General features: G+C 39.3%; 21 protein-coding genes. 12 read left to right on the top strand and 9 right to left on the bottom strand.

What is annotated here, in order from left to right:
• Nucleotides 1-9: 9 nt before the first annotated feature.
• The 3 genes from FNH22_RS26520 to FNH22_RS26510 form a co-directional block, all read right to left on the bottom strand.
• Nucleotides 10-375: a hypothetical protein gene (locus FNH22_RS26520; protein WP_143401543.1), complete on the bottom strand. Its 366-nt coding sequence runs from the start codon at nucleotides 373-375 to the stop codon at nucleotides 10-12.
• 270 nt (nucleotides 376-645) lie between these two features.
• Nucleotides 646-3030, bottom strand: a complete 2385-nt coding sequence (locus FNH22_RS26515) for an endonuclease MutS2 (protein WP_143401542.1) — start codon at nucleotides 3028-3030, stop codon at nucleotides 646-648.
• A 60-nt stretch (nucleotides 3031-3090) separates the two neighbouring features.
• On the bottom strand, nucleotides 3091-3582 hold the full coding sequence (locus FNH22_RS26510; protein WP_143401541.1) for a DUF4296 domain-containing protein: 492 nt from the start codon (nucleotides 3580-3582) through the stop codon (nucleotides 3091-3093).
• A gap of 101 nt (nucleotides 3583-3683) precedes the next feature.
• On the opposite strand from FNH22_RS26510, the gene FNH22_RS26505 reads away from it, so the two are divergent.
• Genes FNH22_RS26505 through FNH22_RS26495 form a run of 3 tightly spaced genes read left to right on the top strand, consistent with a single transcriptional unit; the run spans nucleotide 3684 to nucleotide 6508 of the window.
• A complete protein-coding gene (locus FNH22_RS26505) occupies nucleotides 3684-4562 on the top strand; it encodes a DUF58 domain-containing protein (protein WP_143401540.1) in 879 nt (292 codons plus the stop codon).
• Nucleotides 4555-5460 (top strand): hypothetical protein, encoded by a 906-nt coding sequence (locus FNH22_RS26500; protein ID WP_143401539.1) that lies wholly within the window; start codon nucleotides 4555-4557, stop codon nucleotides 5458-5460. The genes FNH22_RS26505 and FNH22_RS26500 overlap by 8 nt, the downstream gene beginning before the upstream one ends.
• Nucleotides 5453-6508 carry a VWA domain-containing protein gene (locus FNH22_RS26495; RefSeq protein ID WP_143401538.1) on the top strand — a complete coding sequence of 352 codons (1056 nt, stop codon included), beginning with the start codon at nucleotides 5453-5455 and terminating at the stop codon, nucleotides 6506-6508. Before FNH22_RS26500 ends, FNH22_RS26495 begins: the two co-directional genes overlap by 8 nt.
• Nucleotides 6509-6542: 34 nt before the next feature.
• Here the strand turns inward: FNH22_RS26495 and FNH22_RS26490 are convergent, their stop codons facing one another.
• The gene (locus FNH22_RS26490; RefSeq protein WP_185154424.1) at nucleotides 6543-8066 is read right to left on the bottom strand and encodes a transglutaminase-like domain-containing protein; all 1524 of its coding nucleotides are present in this window, start codon (nucleotides 8064-8066) and stop codon (nucleotides 6543-6545) included.
• A 229-nt stretch (nucleotides 8067-8295) separates the two neighbouring features.
• Between FNH22_RS26490 and FNH22_RS26485 the strand changes: the two genes are divergently transcribed.
• The 5 genes from FNH22_RS26485 to FNH22_RS26465 all read left to right on the top strand — a co-directional run bounded on the left by FNH22_RS26485 (nucleotide 8296) and on the right by FNH22_RS26465 (nucleotide 14884).
• Nucleotides 8296-10770, top strand: a complete 2475-nt coding sequence (locus FNH22_RS26485) for an O-antigen ligase family protein (RefSeq protein ID WP_143401536.1) — start codon at nucleotides 8296-8298, stop codon at nucleotides 10768-10770.
• Nucleotides 10771-11173: 403 nt separating this feature from the next.
• On the top strand, nucleotides 11174-11707 hold the full coding sequence (locus tag FNH22_RS26480) for a hypothetical protein (protein WP_143401535.1): 534 nt from the start codon (nucleotides 11174-11176) through the stop codon (nucleotides 11705-11707).
• A 71-nt stretch (nucleotides 11708-11778) separates the two neighbouring features.
• A complete protein-coding gene (locus tag FNH22_RS26475; RefSeq protein ID WP_143401534.1) occupies nucleotides 11779-11997 on the top strand; it encodes a hypothetical protein in 219 nt (72 codons plus the stop codon).
• 168 nt (nucleotides 11998-12165) lie between these two features.
• Entirely contained in the window at nucleotides 12166-12684 is a 519-nt protein-coding gene (locus FNH22_RS26470) for a redoxin domain-containing protein (protein ID WP_143401533.1), read from the top strand.
• Nucleotides 12674-14884, top strand: coding sequence for a peptidase domain-containing ABC transporter (locus tag FNH22_RS26465; RefSeq protein WP_221420358.1), 2211 nt, complete (start codon nucleotides 12674-12676; stop codon nucleotides 14882-14884). The genes FNH22_RS26470 and FNH22_RS26465 overlap by 11 nt, the downstream gene beginning before the upstream one ends.
• A 31-nt stretch (nucleotides 14885-14915) precedes the next feature.
• On the opposite strand, the gene FNH22_RS26460 is transcribed toward FNH22_RS26465, so the two are convergent.
• Together FNH22_RS26460 and FNH22_RS26455 are read right to left on the bottom strand one after the other, a co-directional pair.
• Nucleotides 14916-15521 (bottom strand): LysE family translocator, encoded by a 606-nt coding sequence (locus tag FNH22_RS26460; RefSeq protein ID WP_143401531.1) that lies wholly within the window; start codon nucleotides 15519-15521, stop codon nucleotides 14916-14918.
• On the bottom strand, nucleotides 15521-17062 hold the full coding sequence (locus FNH22_RS26455; protein WP_143401530.1) for a GH3 auxin-responsive promoter family protein: 1542 nt from the start codon (nucleotides 17060-17062) through the stop codon (nucleotides 15521-15523). Before FNH22_RS26455 ends, FNH22_RS26460 begins: the two co-directional genes overlap by 1 nt.
• 59 nt (nucleotides 17063-17121) lie before the next feature.
• On the opposite strand from FNH22_RS26455, the gene FNH22_RS26450 reads away from it, so the two are divergent.
• Nucleotides 17122-17799, top strand: a complete 678-nt coding sequence (locus tag FNH22_RS26450; RefSeq protein ID WP_143401529.1) for a YggS family pyridoxal phosphate-dependent enzyme — start codon at nucleotides 17122-17124, stop codon at nucleotides 17797-17799.
• Complete coding sequence (locus tag FNH22_RS26445) at nucleotides 17796-18170, top strand: DUF423 domain-containing protein (protein ID WP_143401528.1); 375 nt, start codon at nucleotides 17796-17798, stop codon at nucleotides 18168-18170. The genes FNH22_RS26450 and FNH22_RS26445 overlap by 4 nt, the downstream gene beginning before the upstream one ends.
• 105 nt (nucleotides 18171-18275) lie before the next feature.
• On the opposite strand, the gene FNH22_RS26440 is transcribed toward FNH22_RS26445, so the two are convergent.
• The 3 genes from FNH22_RS26440 to FNH22_RS26430 all read right to left on the bottom strand — a co-directional run bounded on the left by FNH22_RS26440 (nucleotide 18276) and on the right by FNH22_RS26430 (nucleotide 20609).
• Nucleotides 18276-18695 carry a DUF1573 domain-containing protein gene (locus FNH22_RS26440; protein ID WP_143401527.1) on the bottom strand — a complete coding sequence of 140 codons (420 nt, stop codon included), beginning with the start codon at nucleotides 18693-18695 and terminating at the stop codon, nucleotides 18276-18278.
• A gap of 70 nt (nucleotides 18696-18765) precedes the next feature.
• Nucleotides 18766-20166 carry an ATP-dependent RecD-like DNA helicase gene (locus FNH22_RS26435; protein WP_143401526.1) on the bottom strand — a complete coding sequence of 467 codons (1401 nt, stop codon included), beginning with the start codon at nucleotides 20164-20166 and terminating at the stop codon, nucleotides 18766-18768.
• Nucleotides 20166-20609, bottom strand: coding sequence for a PaaI family thioesterase (locus FNH22_RS26430; RefSeq protein ID WP_143401525.1), 444 nt, complete (start codon nucleotides 20607-20609; stop codon nucleotides 20166-20168). The genes FNH22_RS26435 and FNH22_RS26430 overlap by 1 nt, the downstream gene beginning before the upstream one ends.
• A gap of 46 nt (nucleotides 20610-20655) precedes the next feature.
• Between FNH22_RS26430 and FNH22_RS26425 the strand changes: the two genes are divergently transcribed.
• Together FNH22_RS26425 and FNH22_RS26420 are read left to right on the top strand one after the other, a co-directional pair.
• Nucleotides 20656-21141 (top strand): NUDIX domain-containing protein, encoded by a 486-nt coding sequence (locus FNH22_RS26425; protein ID WP_143401524.1) that lies wholly within the window; start codon nucleotides 20656-20658, stop codon nucleotides 21139-21141.
• Nucleotides 21142-21218: 77 nt separating this feature from the next.
• Nucleotides 21219-22028 (top strand): hypothetical protein, encoded by an 810-nt coding sequence (locus tag FNH22_RS26420; RefSeq protein WP_143401523.1) that lies wholly within the window; start codon nucleotides 21219-21221, stop codon nucleotides 22026-22028.
• The last annotated feature ends 2 nt before the right edge of the window (nucleotides 22029-22030 follow it).

Here is a 22030-nt window from a genome sequence, read left to right as displayed (position 1 = left end):
AGGTTTGATCTATTCTTCCTGGCCTACCATTTGCCGGGTTTGTTTGGCCAAGGCTATGTACTCGTTAACCGTACCCATGTCCATCCATACATCCTCCTTTTCACCTGTGCTGTAGAGCAGGTTCAGGTTAAGCTCGTTAAAAGCAGGATCGATCTGCCGGCAAGCGTCTAAAAGAACTTCTAATGACATAGAAGCATGGATATCCATACCATGTTTTAATAGAAATGCAGTCAAATACTTGTTGACTGATTTAAAGGCATTACGACATACCATGTAAGGCACAACATCTTCTTCAGGTTTACACAATTCCTCCTGGGCAATCCGGAAGAGCTCATCAGCCTGATCGAAGGTGGTGTTAACTTTTTGATCGTACATAGATAGAAATTTTGGTTCTTAGATAAATCCTGACACGTTTGTGCCTTGTCATTATCTAATCTATCATGTGCAATTCATGATTGACATGAGAATTGTCAATAATACAAATGACTTAAGTCAAATCAGCTAACAAGTAACGGAGATAACTAGCTGTTTTTTAGGCGTGTATGACTTCAAGACATCTTTATATGGTCTCATAAGTAAGCGGTTATTTTTATGTCAAAATAACACAGAAGAACACTTTATTATTCGGGGAGATCTGTTCAAACCCTATTTTAGCTGAACTACCGTGATACCGGCCCCGCCTCGCTCTACATGCTCGTCTGTTATCGTTTCGGTCAAATTTGACTTTCTCAGATAGTCCCTGATAACAGAACGTAATACCCCATCTCCTTTACCGTGTAAAATGCGTATCTCACTTATATCGAACAGTAATGCATCATCTATAAATCGATCAACAATAGAAAATACCTCTTCCGCTCTTCTTCCGCGCACATCAAGTGTACTACTGAACTGGGCAAACTTCTGGTTTAAGTTAAGTCCATTGTTAGGTTGTGACCGCTGCTTGTTGATCTGTTTGGACTGTCCTTTTGAGATTTTTTCCAGTCGGTTAAGCTTAACGGTTGATTTCAGGTCACCAAATTGTACTTCCGCACCGTTTCCTTTAAGCGATAATACTTCCCCAGCCACTTCCTGCCCAACGATTCGCACGGCATCCCCTATCCCAATAGGGCCGTCTTCTTTCTGCACGACAGCAGGGATCACCTTTTTTTCTTCTTCTACTTTGCCTTTGAGTTGGGTCAGTCGTTCGCGAACTCGTTTTGTCTCTTTCTTCTCAGCCTTATTTTCCTTAATGTGGCGGATAGTTTTTTCTATCTCCCGGTTTGTTTCCTTCAGGATAGAAGCTGCCTCCTGCTTTGCTTTGCTGATAATGGACTTTTTATTGGTCTCCATCTCCTCAAGCAGGCGTTGATATTTCGATTGGAGCTGACTTACTTCCTTTTCTTTACTTTTCAGTGCCCGGTCTCTCTCAATCACTTTTTGCTTTTGCCTTTCCAGTCGAAGCAATAGATTATCTACATCTATGTTCTTGCTGCCTATTGCCTCTTTAGCATATTCAATTACTTTATGCGAAAGACCAATTTTTCTGGCTATTTCCAGTGAAAACGAACTGCCTGGTTTACCCATCTCCAGCTCATAGAGTGGTTCCAGGTTGGCCATATCGTATTTCATAGCACCATTGATCAGTCCGGGCTTCTCTTCTGCATAGTTTTTTATATTGCTATAATGCGTAGTGATCACGCCATTTGCTTCTTTACGTTTCAGATCGTCCAATACCGCTTCGGCTATAGCCCCTCCGAATTGTGGATCAGTACCTGTCCCAAATTCATCAATCAAGCATAGGGATTTGAGTTTGGCATTCCGAATAAAGAATTTCATATTAGACAGGTGAGAACTATAAGTACTCAAGTCATTTTCTATTGACTGCTCATCTCCAATATCAATGAATATATCCTCGAATACTCCAAATTCAGATTCCTCTCCCACGGGAACAAGAAGTCCCGATTGTAACATTAGCTGTAGCAGCCCTACCGTTTTAAGACAAACTGATTTACCTCCGGCATTAGGTCCTGATATGATCAGCAGTCGCTGATCATGGTTCAACTCAATGTTAAGCGGAACTACTTTTTTGTCCGTATTTCGATGGGCCAAAAACAGGAGTGGATGTCGCGCCTCTTTCCATGTTATGGTCTGTTCTTCCTTTACGGCTGGTAACACTGCATCTAATTCAAGCGCCAAACGTGCTTTTGCCTGAATAAAATCAACTACTCCCAAAAATCGATAGGCTCTTTTGAGAGAATCAGTATTGGCACGTAATTCATCAGTAAGTTCTGTCAAAATCTTTATGACTTCACGTTTTTCGGCATACTCTAATTCACGTAGTTCATTATTACCCTCCAAAACAGTAGCCGGTTCAATAAACACTGTCTGTCCGGTAGAAGATTCATCATGTACAAACCCCTTAATACGACGCTTATATTCTGCACTTACCGGTATTACCATACGACCATCACGTACTGTAATGGAAGCTCCATCAGGAATAAAACCTTCTTTTGCCGCTGATTTAAAAGCAGATTCTAATGTCTTCCTTACCTGCTGATATTTCTGAGAAATATTTCTTCTTACATTCTGCAACACCGCCGAGGCATTATCCCTGACTTTTGGATCATCATCGATTTTAGCATCTATTGATTTCACCAAAGCCGCGGAGACTTCCAATCCGTTCGTTAGCTCATAAAGACTAGGATACTCTTCTTTATGCGATTTTAAAAAGCGAACGCAACTGTCAATGGTGGTAAGCGAAAGACTGATATCTCTGAACTGGCGCTCATCTAAAAAAGCGCCCTCAACACGGGCCTTAGCTAATGCCGGCCTGGCATCCAGGTAATAGTTAGACGGAAACGCTCCATCACTTTCGAGAATCTTTTTGAAATCATCCGTTTGCTGAAGGAATTTCCGTATTAGGTCAATATCGGCTGTAAAACGCACTTTTTCGGCTAGTTCAGTCCCCATAGCACTTTTGCATTTTACCGCAAGACGTTCGCGTATTTTGTCGAAACCTAACTTGGATTCTATGTCGTTTGGAAAAAGCATCAACCTGTAATTCCTGTGTTATTAGTACTAAAAGGTTTCAATGATTGATCTGTTGGAATATTATGCATCCAGCTTTTTCTTAAGCAATTCAATTTCTTTAGCTTGCCTTTTCTCTTCATTATCTTCCCCCTCCTTTTCTTTAATTTCCTCTTCTTCTTTTTCCTTATTTTTTTCTTCCAGTCTCTTTTCCATTAGGTTAAGACTATCCAATAAAGTCTCATATATACTTTCCAGCTCATCCGGGTGATCATAGTAATAGGCTACACTCATGCGATAGACTGAGTCTGAAATCTCATATTTTTCAAATATTTTTTGTTCATAGGCGTGGAATAATATCATGGCCGAATCTCGCTTAACCTTGAATTCATTCACCCTGCTTTCTCCTATGTATACATCCAGTAAAATGGGCACCATCTGCTCCTGCGTTAACATACCTTCGGGTATTTTCTTCGAGTTACATGAAAAAAAGGGCAGAAGTATCAATCCTGTCAATACCTTTACTACCGCTCGTCGGCGTATAACGCCCTTAAAAACATAAAAAATCTTTTTCATAATCGGTTATCCTTCAAATTACACCTTCTACAACAATGCTGTTTTTTCAAAACAGGAATATTCTTCAATTTTGTGATAGTTTTACAGCGAAAATTGAGCCAATGAAGGACCTCATAAATAAGTTACGAAAGTACGAAATACAGATTAGAAAGGCCATCAATAGCCAGATGCAGGGAGACTTTCATTCCATTTTCAAGGGGTCGGGGTTAGAATTTGATGATGTAAGGGCCTATCAATATGGTGATGACATTCGGACGATCGACTGGAACGTTAGCGCAAAAGGTCATGGTACGTTCGTAAAAACATTCAAAGAAGAGAAGGAACAAACGATCCTGTTCGTACTGGACGTAAGCGGCTCGCAGGAAATAGGAAGCCCGGGGTCCCAAAAATTAGATATCAGTAAAGAGATATGCGGTGTACTGGCATTATCTGCAGTAAAAGAAAATAGCCAGGTAGGCTTGTTGAGTTTCTCAGATCAACGGGAGAAATATGTGAAACCTTCCAAAGGTGCCAAGCAAGCTTATGAGATTGTTCATAGCCTGGCAAATTTGAAACCTGTATCTCATAAAACAGATCTGGCCAAAGCCATATTGTTCACTTTGAATACCATCCGAAAAAGAAGTGTGATCATATTCATCTCCGATTTTATTGATGAAGATTATTTTCACAATTTGAAAGGGATGGCAAAAAAACATGACCTGGTCATGATCAGAGTGACTGATAAACGTGAAACAAGGCTACCTAAACTCGGGATAGTGCCCGTGTTTGACAAAGAAAGTCGTAAAACCCTATGGGTTAATACTTCGTTTGGTAACTTCAGATCCAAGATCAAAAAGAACTACGAAGAAAATGAGCAGCAGATATCACAGTTTGCAAAAAAGCATCAGATCAATTTTATTTCTGTAGATACTGAAGAAGACTACGTTCCCAAACTTTTGAAATTATTTAAGATCAGAAACAAGACATTGAAAAGTGTATAAGCAGGTAGTTGTCAGTGCGATGATTTTAATGTTGGTAGTTCCTGGCTTTTTGAAAGCCCAGAAGATCGAGGCCAACGGATATTTCCTGGAAGACAGTATCAAAATTGGTATAAGTACTCCGTTTATTTTGACCGCCAGATATCCCAGGAACCAGGACATTGTCTTTCCGGACTCTCTGTATGATTTCAGTCCTTATGAACTTGAAGAGAAGTGGTATACTGCCACGCTTTCCAATGATAGTCTAAGCTATGATAGCGCTGTTTATTACCTCTCTTCATTTGAAATTGACAGTATCCAGTATTATCAAATGCCAGTGTTCTTATTAGCCGGAACAGACAGTATAATACTGAAGACTGAACGCGATTCTATTTTCCTCCAGCACGTGGTAGCTGAAATACCGGATTCTCTGGCTGCTGAGACCCTGCCACTCAAAGAAAATACCACCTATAAACGTGTGGCACTGGAATTCAACTATCCTTATCTTTTCATTGGCGGAGGAATAGTATTAGCTATCATCATTCTCGTAATCATTCTATTTGGAAAACCCATTAGAAAAAAGATCATTTTACGCAGACTGAGCAAAGCCCATCAGAAGTTTCTGGAACGATATGATGCGGCAACCTCTCAAAGCTCCCCGGATGCGGAAAAAGCAGAGCATGTACTTGGCACATGGAAAAAGTACCTGGAAAAGCTCGAAAATCGCCCTTACACTAAATCAACTTCTAAAGAGATTATTCAAAAATATAAATCTGAAGACATAAAAATGGCATTACAAGGGCTGGATAGAGCCATATATGCAGCTCATACCAACAGTGAACTGGCCAAAAGCTTTGAAGATTTGAAAAGGTTTTCTGAAAAGCGGTTTCACGATAAATTAATGGAGGTTAAAAATGGCTGATGAAGTATTGAACTCCGGACTACCCTGGTATTCACCGGACTGGTTTTATCTCTCTACATTTAAAAACTTCACCTGGGAGTTTAAAATAGCTTTATTTGGTTTGATACTTATTCCCATATTCATGATTGTAAGGTGGGTTTTAAGGTTTTACATGAATCAAAAATTGCCCATTGCCCTTACCGAACGTCAAATACGTAACAATCCTACTAATCTGATCAGACTTATTCCTGATGCGTTGTTGGCAGCCGTATTTGCGCTAATGGTAGTGGCACTGGCACGACCACAAAAAACCAACGAAAAAGTGGAGCAATGGACGGAAGGTATTGACATTATGTTAGTAGTGGATATCTCACAATCCATGCAAATTGAAGACTTTAAGCCTAACCGCCTGGAAGCAGCAAAAAAAGTGGCTGAAGAATTCATTGAGGGTCGTTTCCAGGACCGGATTGGTATGGTAATCTTCTCAGGTGATGCCTATTCACTTTCTCCCTTAACTACAGACTATGATCTGCTCAAATCCTACATTGAAGACATAGAATTTGACATGATAGAAAACAGGGGTACCGCCATTGGCAGTGCACTGGCAGTGGCTACTAACCGAATGCGGGAATCTGATTCTAAAACCAAGGTATTGATCCTTTTAAGCGACGGTGACAATACAGCAGGTAATATTGATCCCATTACAGCTGCTAAGCTGGCTACTGCATACGACATAAAAATGTATTCTATAGCCATAGGAAAAGAAGGTAAAGTACCTTTTGGTAAAGATTTTTTTGGGAGACCGCGTATGGTAGAGAATACCATGGATGAGACTACCTTAAGAGAAATCGCCAAAATTGGTGAAGGTGAGTTTTTCAGAGTGGGCGACAACGAGGCCCTGGAAAATGTATTCAAGTTGATTGACCAATATGAAAAGGCAGAAATAAAAGAAACACGCTATAAAGACACAGAAGATTTCTACAGAAACTACCTGTACTGGGCTTTGGTGTTTTTCATGCTTTGGATGCTACTCAAATCCACTTTTCTTACCAATGTATTGCAAGATTAAAATCCTTTCTGATACAGATAGGTACCGACGGTTATCATAAAAAAACGGTTTCTCCATTTTCTATTATCATAGGTCTTTGATAGAGGTTATCTAAGACGGTCGATTCGAGCCTCAGTAACGCATTATCAGGCACATCAACAAATCTCACCGTACGACTTGAATCTGCGGTATGTTGGTCAATACGTTTCCAATATCCATCCCAAATAGAAAGCACATAGTTTACATTCTCTTCAAAAACCCCTTTCAATACCCCATTTTCATCACTGTATAAATGTTTTACCGTAAGCCCTGCCTTTTTTTCAGAGCCTTCCAATACCTTAATAGAATCATCTTTAGAAAAAACGAAAGGCGGCCCGGCCGGTAATAATTGATTTTTCAAAAAGTACATCGGTAAATACAGCACATTGTTATTGTCCATATCTTCAAAAGTGGCTTTACCGTTTTCTATAGCAGACCAATAAACGGGCTTCCAGTTTCCTCCGTTGTACACACATAAGTAAACAAACCTGGTATCAGAAGGGGTTTTTAACTCAGACAGTACAACTTCTCCAACACTGATGTACTCCTTAGTTACATCCTTTATATTAAACTTATTAAGGAAATCCGGCACGACATCCTCCGGCTCCTTAATGGATGCCAGCGCTTCAGGTTGTTTCGAATAGCTATGCCTGAATATTTTACCAGGTTTGAAATGAGGTTCAATGGCCTGATATTCTCCAGGGTTCTTTTCTGCCGAATTAAAGCTTACCATCGATCCATTATTTGACAGTACTACATTCCAGAAATGGCCGGCATTTCTATGCCCCCAGTAAGGGACATAATCAATTGCAACGGGTATCCCCTGCGCGCGCATGGCACAGGTAGCCATCATGACCAGATCTCTGCACTTTCCATATTTGTTTTGGGTCACTTCACTGATACTTTGGCTATTTAGTTCTCTGGAACCTCGCTCCCAATCAAATTTCAGCCATTTGCTCAATGAAGTATTGATCAATTTACAAGCTTCTACAGGATCACCGGCATTACTTATGGAGTCACCTATCCAGTCGTAATGATCAAACAAGCCGTTTCTCCAGTTTTCCAGTGGCTCGTCATAGGCTCTATAAGGCAATATGTATTCACAGAACTGACTGAATGTAGCGTTTTTAGCCCAGGGTTTTGATTCCCAAACAGAAAATGCCATTTCAATGTTGTCTATAATCTCTCTGGCAGACAAGGAATCAACATCCCAGGCTGAAACCCTATATAATCGATATTTCTTCAGATTGATAAGCGAATCAATGGCTTTATCGATTTCTTCAGATGTTTTATATGCATAGACATTAAAATCTACGAAGCCGTTTGTGCTGTCAACAAAAGTAGTTAGCGGATGAAAGTGATATGCTGCGTTCTCAAGAATGAATTTTGCAGCTACATGCTTTAAACTGTCCTTTTCCTCATTAAAATAGGCAAGTACCTGCTCACCTGCCTTGTTAAATTCGACTGAACCTTCAAATTTCATTTCATCATCTGAATGATAAAGTTTAATGGCCACGAAGGCAGTCATGGCAAGAAGCATTACAAAAAGTAAAAGTTGAACTAGTCGTTTTGAGGGCATATTTCTTGGGATTACTCTTCAGAATATTGGTTTCCGTAAGAAATTCAATTAAAGTTGAAGAAAAAGGAAAAGAATAACAAGAAAGACCATTCGATTGGTATAATCATGTAAATCCTCGAGGTTTCAATGATTTTTAAAGAAGAATAATAGCAATAAAATTCGATATTTAATATCCGCTTACAAACGAGAAATGCTAATTCAATTTACTGAGGAATACCTGAAGAAGAATATCTATTGGCTCTTGATCTCAGTAGCCTATATTGTTGTTGTTTTCGTCGCATTTTGGAGGTTGGATAGCGTGATCTATCCTGTAGTGGCCTTTCCTTTTTTATTTTTTATAAAGGCGAAAAACAAAGAAGTGGTCATAAAGCTGCGTCTGGTCGATCTGGCACTTTTCGCCATCTTTATATATGAAATTGCCAATTATCTTTTCTCAAGCTATCCGCCTAATAGTTTTTCTTTTCTCTTAAAAATCAGTGTTGCCATCGTCTTATATATGGTTTGGGCATTGCTTGAAAAACGTCCTGGATTTGCTAAACTTCTTTTACTGTCCTTTGCACTTTATGGTGGTTTACTTTCCATAGTAGCCATCCTTCAATTTATCAACTTCAATTTCAGTCTGAAGGCAGCAGGGTTTCGACAGATACATCAATTTAAAAACATTTATAGCCCCTTTGGCATACCGATCAATGATTGGAGCACAACCATTTGGCTTCTGTTTGTGCCAGGCTACTATTACACCGTTACACTTTGGAGAAATAAATACCTTAGATATCCATTATTACTGAGTTGTATTGCTATGTTCAGCGCAATGACATTGACCTTTTCCAGAGGTATATACATCACGATCTTATTCTTTCTTATCTGCCTTCCATTATTACTCATTACTTCCGGACAGACAAGTATGAAAAAGGTTTTGATACCACTGGTTTTGACACTTTGCCTTGCATTACTTTCATTATTGCCAATTTACCCACCTTTTCTTACTACTGTCAGAATAGTTGAAACGCCCTCACAAGTAAGAAGTGCTACGGGTAGGCTGGAAATATGGGAAAGAGGCCTGATGATGGTAAAGCATAACCCTCTATTAGGTTTGGGCAGTGGTAATTTTGCCATGAGATATCCTGGTAATTATAAGGAGCGTCCCGAAGAGAATACAAAAATCCTCTCCAGAGTTAACAATACTCCTATACAAATATTGATTGATAAAGGTTTTTCAGGACTGTTACTCTATGTTTTATTACTGCTTATTTGGCTATATGGTCTTTTTAAGACGTATAGAAACCCACACCCAAAAAAGGACAAAATGTTGTCCACCTTCCTCTTGGCAGGAGGGATAGGTTTCTTAATCAAGGAATTAACATTTACCTCATTATTGAATAGCGATGGCGTACTACTGACCATTGTATTATGGATAGCAGCAAGCAGAAAACAATCAAAAATAGCCTTTAAGCACACGTTGAAATATCACTGGTTCCTGCTACTATTTATACCCATACTGCTTTATTGGGGGTGGATTATTTCCAGGGATCATTCGGGAGAGTATGCGAAGAACCTGAATGAAAAAGCTCTGGAGGCTGCATCAGAAAACAGATGGGCCGAAGCAGGTGACTTGATAGATCGTGCGATAGATAAAATGCCTGGTCAAGCTGTATACCACCTCAATAAAGGGCTTTTCCTTCTATCAGCAGATCCACCTCCTTTTTCTGTCACCGATATACTAAACAAACTTCCCCTGACTTTTAGTACAACCCGTAAATGGGACCAAACCACTGAAGTATTCAAGCTTGTTCTTCAACTAAACCCTAATGACCCCATTGCCTCTCATAACATGGGTTGGATAGCATTTTATAAGGGAGAATTAATGCAGGCAAAAAAGCATTTTGAAGATGCCTGTTTCATTGACCCTAACGAAGTAATTTATAATTTGAGTAAAGCGCTTCTGCATTATCATTGTAATGAAGACTCTTTAGCAGACTTTCATTTTTATAGAGCCGTTAAAGTTGCTCCCCAACTTCTGGAAAGCCTGTTGTGGGAACAGGTAAGAAAAAAAAACGCCCTGGATTGGGAAAACATCTACGCCAAAGCTGTTGAAGATTTAAAAAAAGAGGTTGACCAATCCAATAGCCCAATATGGAAAGCACGACTGGCAAAGGCACTAATTCAAACGGGTGATATCCATACTTCCAGACATCTATTAGAAAGCGTAACCGATATAATTCCTAATATGAATCGCCCCTGGTTAAATCTGGGAGATATAACAATCAATGATAATGAACGCAAAGCTTATTATACGAAATCAGAGTTTTTAGACCAGCAGGATTATTTACCCAAACTGAAACTGGCCGGTTATTATAATGATATGGCCCAACATGAAGAAGCATTATTCTATTACATAAAGTCGTTACCCGGATTATTTCAAATCCAATATGGCTTGATCAATGAGAAATTAAGAAGAAGTTACAATACTCAAAAGATTTTACACCCTCTTCCCCCTCGTGAGCTCTTTTACACAATAACACCATCCAGTGATCCTGCTAATTATTGTCTGAAAGTAAGTGAGCTTTTCGGTAAAATGGGTAACAGTAATCGTATGAGAAAATTCAAGAAACTTTCAAATACCTCCCCTATCACGCAGTCTGATATTACCAGGCTTTATAAATAATCACCATTACATAAACATTTTGCACGATTTTGCACGATTTAAAAAGAGATAACTATTATTTGTGTGAAATGAAAAATATTTTTCTCATAATTAATTGATTAATAACATATTAACTTAAAAAAGTAATTAATTAAGGAAGAGCAAACTCCATTTTCCGTTCAAAAAATTGCAATTTCATGCTTGATAATGCATTTTTATATAGTATAAAATGCCAGTTTATGCACTTTTCATAGATGATTAAGCAATGAATCAATCTTTAATAATGATAAGCAAGCTTCTATCGGTTAAAAAAAGTTCTTTCTTAGATACCCGCATATTATTTATCCTGGTCTGTTTACTGAATTTCATCGTTGTTCTAATCGGAGATACCTACGTTTTCACAGAGGGGTTTTATCTGGACTTAATGAAAAGGGAATATTTCCCAACACCTTTAATGGAAAGTATCCGTGACTTTAATAAAGGGTTGGGATGGGTTTTCGATCTCTTCATGCCGATTATACTACTGGTTAAGTTCTTTTTGATAGCCGCTGCCATTTACATTACATCGTATCTCCACGATACTTCATTTTCCTTTGGAAAAATCTTAAAAGGTGTTATTCTGGCCGAAGTAGTATTTATCCTTGGGGCTGCTGTCAGAATAATATGGATAGGATGGGTTATGACAGAAATGAATATGATACGATATCTGTCTTTCTATCCTTTGTCATTAACCGGTTTAATGGATATCACTTTTTTGAATCAATATGCCTGGCTAATCAGCCCACTCAAAAATATTAATTTCTTTCAATTGGCTTACATGATGGTATTGTCATATATACTCACCTTCCTATTTCATAAAAGATTTACAACCATGGTGAAACTGGTTGTACCATCGTATGTAGTTCTATTTATCCTGTACGTAGGCGGCTTTATGTTCCTCGGAATAATCAATTCATAATGACGAAAAAGTTTATACAGCGCATGCCGAAAAGCTTTAAATAGAGTAGGCAAAACTAAACTAAATCAAAAATGAAAAGCTTAGCAATTGAGCAAATGCAAAACGTCGTTGGCGGAGGTGAGTGGGTATGGAGACCTAACTTATCCAACATTCCAATCAGTATGGGTGACACCTGTCAGGATGTCTACAACTACTATGGTGGAAATGCGAGTTATGCAGCATCACAGTTGAGTGGAACTTATGTACTGTCCATTTGCATGATGTATGTCGGAGGAGGAGGAGGAGAATAATCTCTCCTAAAATTTATATTTAATTCTTGAGCATTAAGTTCAGAATAAAGAGATCGGTCTAAAATCAGAGATCGGTCTCTTTTAATGAGTTCAACTTATTTTAATTAAGCATACATCAACAACCATTGCTAGCACACAGTCTCAATACTTTTGATAATCGATTTAAGTATGAAGAAACCGATTTACATATCACTGGTGATCATCTTAGCAGGATTCTGTTATCTTGGTTTTATCGCTATTTCCAAGCAGATAACAAAAAATCAACATTATGAAGAGGCCCTGAAAATACCATCTTTTAGCTTTTATAAACTGGAAGGCGGATTTTTTAGTAATGACGATCTAACGAATAATGGGAAAGTATTAATTGTATATGCAAGTCCGGAATGCGTCCATTGCGAAGAAGGGGCAAAACTCCTGGCAAATCACAAAGAAGCTATTCAATCCCTTCAGGTGGTAATAGTATTTCCTTTTGAAGCTGCAGAAGTACAGGCCTTTTGTGACAGAGTAAAAGGCTTACGAAGTATTAAGAACGTTAGCTTTTTATTAGATCCTTTTGAGGAATTTCGTGAGTTATTCGGCTATTCTAATTTCCCTTCATTTTTTGTCTATGATGAAAAAAAGTTGTTGATAAAAAAAATAGAAGGCATCTCAGATATTCACCAAATAACAGATCTCATTGATTCCTAGGTTAAACAAGAAAAAAATTAAACAGGCTTTCGTAGCACAGCACGACAGTGCAGACTGTGGCGCGGCCTGCCTGCTATCTCTGATCCGATACTACAATGGGGACGCAAGCCTGCAAAAGTTAAAAGAAAACGCAGGAACAGGTAAAGACGGTACCACTTTACTTGGATTGCACCAGGCTGCCATCCAATCCGGGTTTGATTCACAGGGTTATGAAGCTGACATCACAGACTTGATCAAGCATCAGGACCCAATGATCTTACATGTGGTGATTGATGAAAGACTGCAGCACTATGTCATTTGTTATGGTTATGAAGATGGAAAGTTTATAATAGGTGATCCTGCTGTAGGGGTGCGAATGTTACCTAAAAAAGAATTAGATACTATTTGGGTTTCACGAAACTGCCTGGCCTTGAAACCCAACAAACACTTTGTTCAAAAAGAAACAATCAATCGTGCTAAAACGCAATGGATCCTTCGGATAATCAGAGAAGATTACCTGGTACTACTGTTTAGCGCTATCATTGGATTATTTATTGCTACCCTCGGTATCGTAATGTCAGTTTTCTCTCAAAAACTTATTGATGACATATTACCTTCAAACGACCCGACTCGTCTGATCCCCGTGGTACTATTGGTCGCAACACTTTTGATGTTCAGAGTCGGTCTATCAGCGGCAAGGCAGCTATTACTATTACATCAGAGCAGGGCCTTTAATAACAGGATCATCAATGCATTTTACAATACGTTACTATACCTGCCTAAGTCATTTTATGACAATAAAAAGATCGGTGAATTAGTGGCCAGACTTAATGATACAGGAAGGATACAACGGGTGATAACGAATGTACTGGGTGGAATAGTGATAGACAGCCTGACCATTCTGGTAACTTTATCATTCATTTTCTTCTATTCCTGGCCAGCAGCTGCCATGGCCAGTATTAGTCTCCCGATCTATTTTCTATTGGTATTTCGCTTTAACGATAAAATTGTTTCTGCTCAGCAAGGTGTAATGCAGAATTATGCAAAAAGCGAAAGTAACTTTATTAATACCATACAAGGTGTTACCACGATCAAAAACCGGGGAAAGGAAGCGTTTTTTTCAAAAATCAATCAGATCATATATGGAGAGTTACAGAATAAGACAGTCCACCTGGGCAAAATCAATGTTAAACTAGGAGCATTTTCCGGCCTCTTTGGTGTGGTATTTTTGATTAGTATTCTAACCTACATGTCATTTGAAGTATTTCAGGGCCAAATGTTGATAGGAAAAATGATGGCGGTACTTGGAATGCTGGGCAATTTACTTCCGGCCGTATCTAACCTGGCATTGGTCTCTGTAGTGATAAATGAAGCAAGGGTAGCCTTTGACAGAATGTTTGAATTCATCAATGAACCTGCTCAGGAACTTACGGATAAACACAAAGAAGACATCACTTTTGAGTACTTACATGTTAGTGCATTATCATTTCGTTTTCCCGGAAGAAAACCAATTTTAAAGGATATCTCACTTGAAGTTAATAAAGGTGAAGTAATTAGCATTGTTGGAGAAAGTGGTTCGGGTAAGAGTACTTTAATTCAGTTACTTCAAAACTTCTATTCTCCGGAAGAAGGGAGAATTATAATTAATGGTCAATCAGATCTGAAAAACATTAAAAACGAGTCGTGGAAAAAGGTGATAGGAGTTGTACCCCAGGATATCCATCTTTTTAATGGTACTGTCTTAAATAACATATGCTTTTCTGCTTCCCGACAAGACATCACTCATGCACTGGATTATTGCAAAACCCTTGGTTTTGACCATTTCATAAACGCTCTCCCTCAAGGTTATGGCACTTTGGTAGGTGAAGAGGGCATCAACTTATCCGGGGGGCAAAAACAAATCATTGCTCTTGCCAGGGCACTTTTACATAGGCCCTCCTTACTTATTTTGGATGAAGCAACCGCATCAATGGATAGAATAACTGAAAAATTTGTACTGGACCTGCTCCACAAGGTGAAAGGTGAAATGGCTGTTATCTTTGTCTCACACCGGCTACACTTACTTCCAGGCATTAGTGAAAGGATATACGTTATAAATGAAGGAACCATTGAGAATTCCGGGAGTCACCAGGAACTTATGCTTGAAGAAAACTTTTACAGCTCTTATTGGAATGATATCCAACTGACTCACACCGATCCTTCTTTCAACAAGTCGGGTTAGGGTGTTCGTTTGAAAAGTTGTGCATTGAAAATCAGGAATAAAATAACATCCGAAATCCAAATAGTATTAGTGCAATTCCGGCCAAAATATTAATAATACGCATAAATCGCGTGGTGACAAGTTTTCGGAGTTTGTTAGCCAGGTAAGCCTTGCCACAATCTGAAATAAAAACCATTACAGTGGTGGCGAGAAAAAATACGATCAGCTCATATCCTGAATAGCTGTATTCCACCGTAGCCAGGCTCAACGCGCCCAACCAGAACACCAATACAAAAGGACTCATTCCGTTGATAAAAAAGCCTTGGAAAATAAATCGAAAAAAACCCTTTATTTCAGATTTAGAGGCTTGTTGCGGGTTGATTTGAGGTTTTTTTATAAAGTTATAGCACCCAAACAAAATAAGTATTGTACCACCTACATAGGCGATATACTCATCGTAACCTGATTGTTGAACAAACGTGGCCAGCCCTAAATAGCCAACAGTAATGTAAAGTATATCACTTAAACTAATACCTACAGCTACCAGTACCGCCTTTTTGAATCCTTTTTCAATACTGGTTTGAATTAGTGTAAAAAACACAGGCCCTATGAGCAACATAAGCACCAGACCAAGCAATAGTCCATGTATTACATACATCAAGCAGTCGGGTTTAGAAAGGATCTCCAATCTTGCAACTGAGTGTCCTTTATTACCCGGGGAAATTTATTTTGGCCGCCCACCTTACCCTTCGACTCCATATACTTATAAAAGGTGGCTACGGGTAAAACACTTACAAATACTTCTTTGAGTGCAGCCTCACGCTCTACGGCATAATCATCGTTTAGCTGTTTTATAACATTATCCAGCTTTAATCCTAGTTCCGCTTCATTGACGGTATCATCCGTACCAATATACCAGTGGTGGGCAAAAAGAGACTGATGGGGTATTCCTGCAACGGTGAATTCAGGAATGTTAATATTCAGATCATCCGCCACCACTTCAATTGCTTTGTTCATATTATCCACAGACAGATGTTCTCCACAAAGGCTGAGGAAGTGCTTTGTACGACCTGTAATAATAATTTCTGCTTCAGCCTTATTAGATATCTTTACCACATCACCTATCAAATAACGCCAGGCACCTGCACAGGTAGAAATTAACGGGGCATACTCCCTGCCTTCTTCTACCTGATCAATCATTACGGTAGGTGCGTCAGGCAGTAATTGCCCGTCTTCATCAAAATAGCTCCTTTCAAACGGTACAAATTCATAGAAAATACCGTTGTTCAATACCAGTCTCATTGATTTTTGGTTTGGCCTATTTTGAAAGCCAATAAAACCCTCTGATGCCAGGTAAGTCTCAATATAATGGATATCCCTGCCCAGCAACTTACCAAAACCCTTACGGTACGGATCAAACGACACGCCACCATGGACATAAACAGAAAGGTTAGGCCATATTTCATGAATATTTGATACGTTGTGATAGTCCAGTATCTTCTCCATTAGGATCTGTATCCAGGCAGGTACTCCCACAATGATATTGATGTTCCACGACCTGGCTTTGCGTGCTATTTCATTCAGCTTTTCTTCCCAGTCCCTGGTTTTTGCAATCCTCTTTCCAGGTTTGTAAAAATGTTGAAACCAAAAGGGAAGCTGAGCTGCCTGGATGCCACTAAGATCTCCTTCAAAGTAACTCCCTCGATTATTAAGCTGAGTAGAACCTCCCAGCATCAGTATTCCCCCCTGAAAAAACTCTGAAGGCAAATCATATTTTGACAAAGTAAGTATCTGACGGATACTGGTCTTTTGAATGGCCTTTTTCATGTCTTTGGTAATAGGAATATACTTTGATGAAGCTTCGGATGTTCCTGAGCTTAATGCAAAATATTTCACCTTCCCCGGCCAACAGATATTAGATTTGCCTTGTTTAGACTGCGCCCACCATTCACCATACATCTTATCATAATCATGAATGGGCACATTTTTTTTGAATCTTTCAAAAAATTCCTTGTCAAAATATCGGTACCCCGCCAGGATATGATCAAAACTATATGTTTTGCCAAACGCAGTTTGACTGGCTGTTATCAGCAACTTTTTTAACTCATTTTTCTGTAGGTCCAGGGGATTAGAGTATTCTTGTTCCAAGCTCTCCCTGATACGGATCCCTTTCTTTAATAAAGTACCGAGAATAGGCATATCCTATGGGTTAAAATATTTTATTTTACGTAAGCGCTAATAACTATCGTAAATATCAAATGGATATCTCAAACAATATTAAGGAATTCCTCAGTTATTTATCTCCAAATTCTTGCCGATTGGTAGCTGTGAGTAAGACAAAACCTCCTGCTGACATACAAGAAGCTTATGAAGCCGGTCAAAGGATATTCGGGGAAAATAAGGCGCAGGAAATGACGGAGAAAAGTGAATTATTACCTAAAGATATCGAGTGGCATATGATAGGCCATCTGCAACGCAACAAGGTCAAATACATCGCCCCCTATGTATCACTCATACACGCAGTGGACAGTATCAGACTACTTTCAGAAATTAACAAGCAGGGATCAAAAATTGACAGGCTGATCCCTTGTCTGTTACAAATACATATCGCCGAAGAGGAAACCAAGTTCGGCCTTTCCGAAGAAGAATTAATACTATTACTTAATAGTGATGAAGTAAAGGAGATGGAAAATGTCAAAATAGCCGGACTGATGGGAATGGCCACCAATACGGATGACGAAATACAGGTGAGAAAAGAGTTTAAAGGATTAAAGCGTCTGTTTGATCAGGTAGATGCTATGGAATTGCCCGGACATGTAGATATGAAAGAACTTAGTATGGGCATGAGTGGTGACTACACGATTGCCATAGAGGAGGGTAGTACGCTCATCCGGGTAGGTAGTGCAATCTTTGGAGCCAGAAATTATACCGGATGAGTAAAAATATTATAAAGATCGCAGCCGTATTAGGCACAATGGCAGTGGGAATAGGCGCATTCGGCGCACATGGGCTAGAGGAAATACTCGTGACCAACGGACGTGTGGGGACTTTCCAAACAGCGGTAAATTATCATTTCTACCATGTGTTGGCATTGTTAGCGGTAGGTATTCTGGCAAATTACAAACCCAGTAAACTATTATCTTACTGTTCCCTTTTATTTACATTGGGCATTGTGATTTTCAGCGGCTCGCTCTACATACTTTCATTAACAAACATCACTCTTTTAGGGGCCATTACTCCTTTGGGAGGGGTATGTTTTATTGCCGGATGGATACTTTTATTTTGGGCAATGAAAAAGGCTTCTTAAGCAGACCGTCATAAAGCCCTTCGAAAACTCCGGATTACGTTTAGGCAAAAAAATAAGGCCATCTCATATGAGGTGACCTTTATGATAGATTTTAAAGCGTTCTGATCAATTCGAATCGTCTTTCTTTGGTAAGACATTGGTTACAATGGTGACCCGATTCATAGGACTGACCGCATTACTTACTATTGTGATCACTTTATTCTGTCTGCCCATCTTACCTGTACTATTGAAAACAACTTTGATCTCACTTTCCTGTCCGGGGGTAACCGGGTCACGAGGCCATGCTGGCGCTGTACAACCACAGGTAGTCTGTACATTTGTTATGATCAACGGCTCAGTGCCGGTATTTTCAAATTTAAAGACATGTTCTACCTTGTCTCCCTGGTAGATATCACCAAAATCATGTTTATCTTCTTCGAAAGTTATCACTGCACCATTTGCAGCCGCCTCGGTAGTGGCTGATTCCTGAGCTATCGCTCCATAGATCATGAATACACCAAAGACAAATACTATAAAAGTTTTCATATCATTACTTTTGTTACGTTACAAATATAATTCTATTCTAAGTTAATCAACAATCTTACCAGCTTTAATATCAAACGAACATGGTAGAAGTAAAGTTTACCAAAAATAGCTGGTGAGTAGCACGTGTAACAGCGGTATAAAGCCATCTTACATATTCAGTGTCCAGATCATCTTCCTTGTAATATCCCTGGTCCACAAAAACCGCCTGCCACTGCCCGCCTTGTGCCTTATGGCAAGTGACTGCATAGGCAAACTTTATCTGTAACGCATTGAGAAACGGGTCTGTTTTTAACGCCTCTTTTTGCTCTTTTTGGGAAGCCAGGTCTGCATAGTCTTCTCTGACTTGCTCGTATAAAGTCTTGTTCTGTTCCATGGTCAATGCGGGACTCTCAGAATACAAAGTATCCAGAATAACCTTTGCTTCAAAAGCTTCCGCCTGAGGATAATCAATCATTCGCAGGCTCAGTGTAGCAAACCTGAACCCATACATCTCTTCAAAATTAACGATCTTCATTACCTCGACAAAGTCGCCATTTGCCAGGAATCCACCGGCTGCACCTTCAGGGGAAAACAAATAATTATTACGGACAATCATCAATATTTCCCCTACTTCGAGTTCGGACTCATAGAAATGGATCTGTTGCCGTATGTATTGATTATAAGCATTGGCATTTTTGTTAGACCGGCATATTATAATGGTATTCTCTATTCCAAAATTATCATAGGTATAACGAATGCCATCTTCCATACGCTCTCCGGTCATCTTAAAAAGGTCGTCAAACCCCTGAGTTTTAAATTTGATGATCGGTTTTTTATTGGCAAGCTCTTCTCTAAGCTTTGTAGCATTCCAAAGCACCCCGGATTCGGAACTTTGACGCATCACTTCTGTAAGTGTAACGCTGCTCACCGATAATTTGAAAGAATGGGCCAGCATATCTCTATCCAAAGCCGGGCTCAGTAGCTGACCCACAGGTGGTAACTGTGCATCATCGCCAATAAGGACCAGCCTATTGCTACTATCCGAAAAAACGAAGTCAACAAGATCTGACAGTAAACCCCTGGCACCAAAACCGCTATCTTCATTGATCATCGAAGCCTCATCAACAATAAAAACCGTATCCTTTGCATAGTTCTTTTGCCTGGTAAACGTTAATGTCCCTGATTCTGACTGGACCTTCTTGTATATCTTTTTATGAATGGTAAAGGCCATTTTCCGGGTATAAGAAGACATCACCTTGGCAGCTCTTCCAGTGGGTGCAATCAGTACATATTTATAGTTAAAAAGGGGTAAAACCTGTACTAAAGCACTTAGAATGGTTGTTTTTCCTGTACCGGCATAACCTTTGATCAGTAATGTCCTCCATTCATTGTCTTTTTCCAGTAACCAGTCTACTCTTTTAAATAATGATCGTTGCCCTTCTGTGGGATCAAAAGGAAATTTACTTGCCAATATCTCTGACGGTACTGACATTATCTTTTGGTATCCTCCGCGGAAATATTAACCATGGTAGATGTAGCCTTGGCAATCAATGTCATGCTGTCATCACGCTTACACCATACTTCAGACTCGCAAAAGCTCATTTTCCTGCCTTGCTTCAGCACCCAGCCTTTCGCCCTCAATTCCTGTCCAACACCTGGGTTAAGATAAGATATTTTGATCTCGCCGGTGACAACATTAAACCCCTCAGGTACTAATGTATAAGCCGCAAAACCAGCTGTAATATCAGCCAAAGTAGCTACTAACCCTCCGTGAGCAAAGCCTTTCTGCTGTTGATGGATCTGATCAAGTTTGAGCCAGCCTTCCGTTCTACCCACTTCAATCACATCTAACTGGAAGCCAATGTGCTTCATAAAATATTGTCGATCAAGATGTTGTTTGATTCGTGTTTTAAAATCAGGATTGTAAACGTTCATTGTCTATTTTTAAAAAGACAAATATAAAGGTAACCTCACTATTCCTATGGATGAAATAGTAAAAGCAATGTACAGCCACAAAGTTCGTGTAAGGGTTTGCGGATTATGTTTTGAGGGAGCGAGCCTTCTGATGGTGAAACATATAGGATTAGGTGAAAAAGGCATACTGTGGTCACCGCCCGGAGGAGGAATGGAGTTTGGCGAGACGGCCGAACAGTGTTTAATGAGAGAATTCGAGGAAGAAACAGGCCTGATCATTGAGCCTGTCGAGTTTCTTTTCGTCAACGAATTCAAAAATGAAAACCTACATGCGATTGAACTATTTTTTTCAGTTCGCCGGACCGGGGGCTACCTGAAAAAAGGGAATGATCCCGAATTACCATCCCATCATCAATTGATAAAAGCCGTTAAGTTTGTGACTTTCGACGAACTAAAGGTTATGCCCGTAGAAAATAAACATAACGTTTTCCGAAAAATTGACGATATTTCGGACGTGTTAAATATGCGGGGCTATTTTAAATTCTGGCAATAATTGTATTACTTAGCACCCTGAATATCCATGTAATATTGGTTTAAATCACTATTTTTGCATATACAAAATTTTAAAAAATGAACGTGACCAAAATTGTTTCCATCATTCTGTTACTTGGTAGTCTTGGCTTGGGTTGGCGCCTTGTGAATACTGTAAAATCGACTATTGACGAAAGAGCACTCATAACAGATAGAGAAGCTGCAATTATAGATAAGTTAATGTTGATCCGGGAAGCAGAAACTGTTTACCAGGAAGTAAATGGAAATTACACCAGTGACTGGGACAAACTCATAGACTTCATAAAGAATGGTCAGTTCCCAATTATACAGAAAAAGGAGATTGTTGTTACGCTAAGCTACGGTGCTGACAGTTCCATTATTCGAATAGATACGTTGGAGATTATTCCCGCAAAAGAGCGCATTTTTAAAGAGGTTTATAATGTTAATGCCGCAAATAATGGAATTTTCAAAGGATTCAAAGGGTCATTAGGGACTTATGCAACACAAGGTAGCGGAGCATATACTTTACATCAGAATGGTAAAGATGTAACTCACAAATATCGTGAAAGCGGCATCATCACCAATATTCAAGATATATTTGAAGGATCTCAGGTGTCAAAAGGTGACTTATTAATGACACTGGAAGACAACAAATTTGACCCCAATGTTGACCTTGACCGACTGGCTTATGTGCCCGGATATGCTAATGTCAAGTTTGAGATTTATGCGGCAGAAATAGATAAAAATGGTTCATTCGTGGATGTGATAGAGGTAAAGAATCCGAAACCATTTGATCCTACTCGTTCAGAAGAAAACGAAGCAAAAAACAAGAAACCGTTGCGTTTTGGCTCGAAAACAGATGTAACAACATCAGGAAACTGGGAATAATA

It is taken from the genome of Fulvivirga sp. M361 (genome assembly GCF_007097395.1).
Classification (GTDB): domain Bacteria; phylum Bacteroidota; class Bacteroidia; order Cytophagales; family Cyclobacteriaceae; genus Fulvivirga.
Note: the sequence above shows the minus strand (reverse complement) of the source record. Positions and strands in the feature narration are given on the sequence as shown.

Coding starts and splice junctions, on each gene's coding strand:
- FNH22_RS26490 (WP_185154424.1), bottom strand. CDS start 8,066: ATGCTTCTTGCCATGACTGCCTTCGTGGCCATTAAACTTTATCATTCA.
- FNH22_RS26485 (WP_143401536.1), top strand. CDS start 8,296: ATGCTAATTCAATTTACTGAGGAATACCTGAAGAAGAATATCTATTGG.
- FNH22_RS26420 (WP_143401523.1), top strand. CDS start 21,219: ATGAACGTGACCAAAATTGTTTCCATCATTCTGTTACTTGGTAGTCTT.
- FNH22_RS26450 (WP_143401529.1), top strand. CDS start 17,122: ATGGATATCTCAAACAATATTAAGGAATTCCTCAGTTATTTATCTCCA.
- FNH22_RS26440 (WP_143401527.1), bottom strand. CDS start 18,695: ATGAAAACTTTTATAGTATTTGTCTTTGGTGTATTCATGATCTATGGA.
- FNH22_RS26470 (WP_143401533.1), top strand. CDS start 12,166: ATGAAGAAACCGATTTACATATCACTGGTGATCATCTTAGCAGGATTC.
- FNH22_RS26425 (WP_143401524.1), top strand. CDS start 20,656: ATGGATGAAATAGTAAAAGCAATGTACAGCCACAAAGTTCGTGTAAGG.
- FNH22_RS26480 (WP_143401535.1), top strand. CDS start 11,174: ATGAAAAGGGAATATTTCCCAACACCTTTAATGGAAAGTATCCGTGAC.
- FNH22_RS26495 (WP_143401538.1), top strand. CDS start 5,453: ATGGCTGATGAAGTATTGAACTCCGGACTACCCTGGTATTCACCGGAC.
- FNH22_RS26520 (WP_143401543.1), bottom strand. CDS start 375: ATGTACGATCAAAAAGTTAACACCACCTTCGATCAGGCTGATGAGCTC.
- FNH22_RS26510 (WP_143401541.1), bottom strand. CDS start 3,582: ATGAAAAAGATTTTTTATGTTTTTAAGGGCGTTATACGCCGACGAGCG.
- FNH22_RS26475 (WP_143401534.1), top strand. CDS start 11,779: ATGAAAAGCTTAGCAATTGAGCAAATGCAAAACGTCGTTGGCGGAGGT.
- FNH22_RS26460 (WP_143401531.1), bottom strand. CDS start 15,521: ATGTATGTAATACATGGACTATTGCTTGGTCTGGTGCTTATGTTGCTC.
- FNH22_RS26445 (WP_143401528.1), top strand. CDS start 17,796: ATGAGTAAAAATATTATAAAGATCGCAGCCGTATTAGGCACAATGGCA.
- FNH22_RS26515 (WP_143401542.1), bottom strand. CDS start 3,030: ATGCTTTTTCCAAACGACATAGAATCCAAGTTAGGTTTCGACAAAATA.
- FNH22_RS26505 (WP_143401540.1), top strand. CDS start 3,684: ATGAAGGACCTCATAAATAAGTTACGAAAGTACGAAATACAGATTAGA.
- FNH22_RS26455 (WP_143401530.1), bottom strand. CDS start 17,062: ATGCCTATTCTCGGTACTTTATTAAAGAAAGGGATCCGTATCAGGGAG.
- FNH22_RS26430 (WP_143401525.1), bottom strand. CDS start 20,609: ATGAACGTTTACAATCCTGATTTTAAAACACGAATCAAACAACATCTT.
- FNH22_RS26435 (WP_143401526.1), bottom strand. CDS start 20,166: ATGTCAGTACCGTCAGAGATATTGGCAAGTAAATTTCCTTTTGATCCC.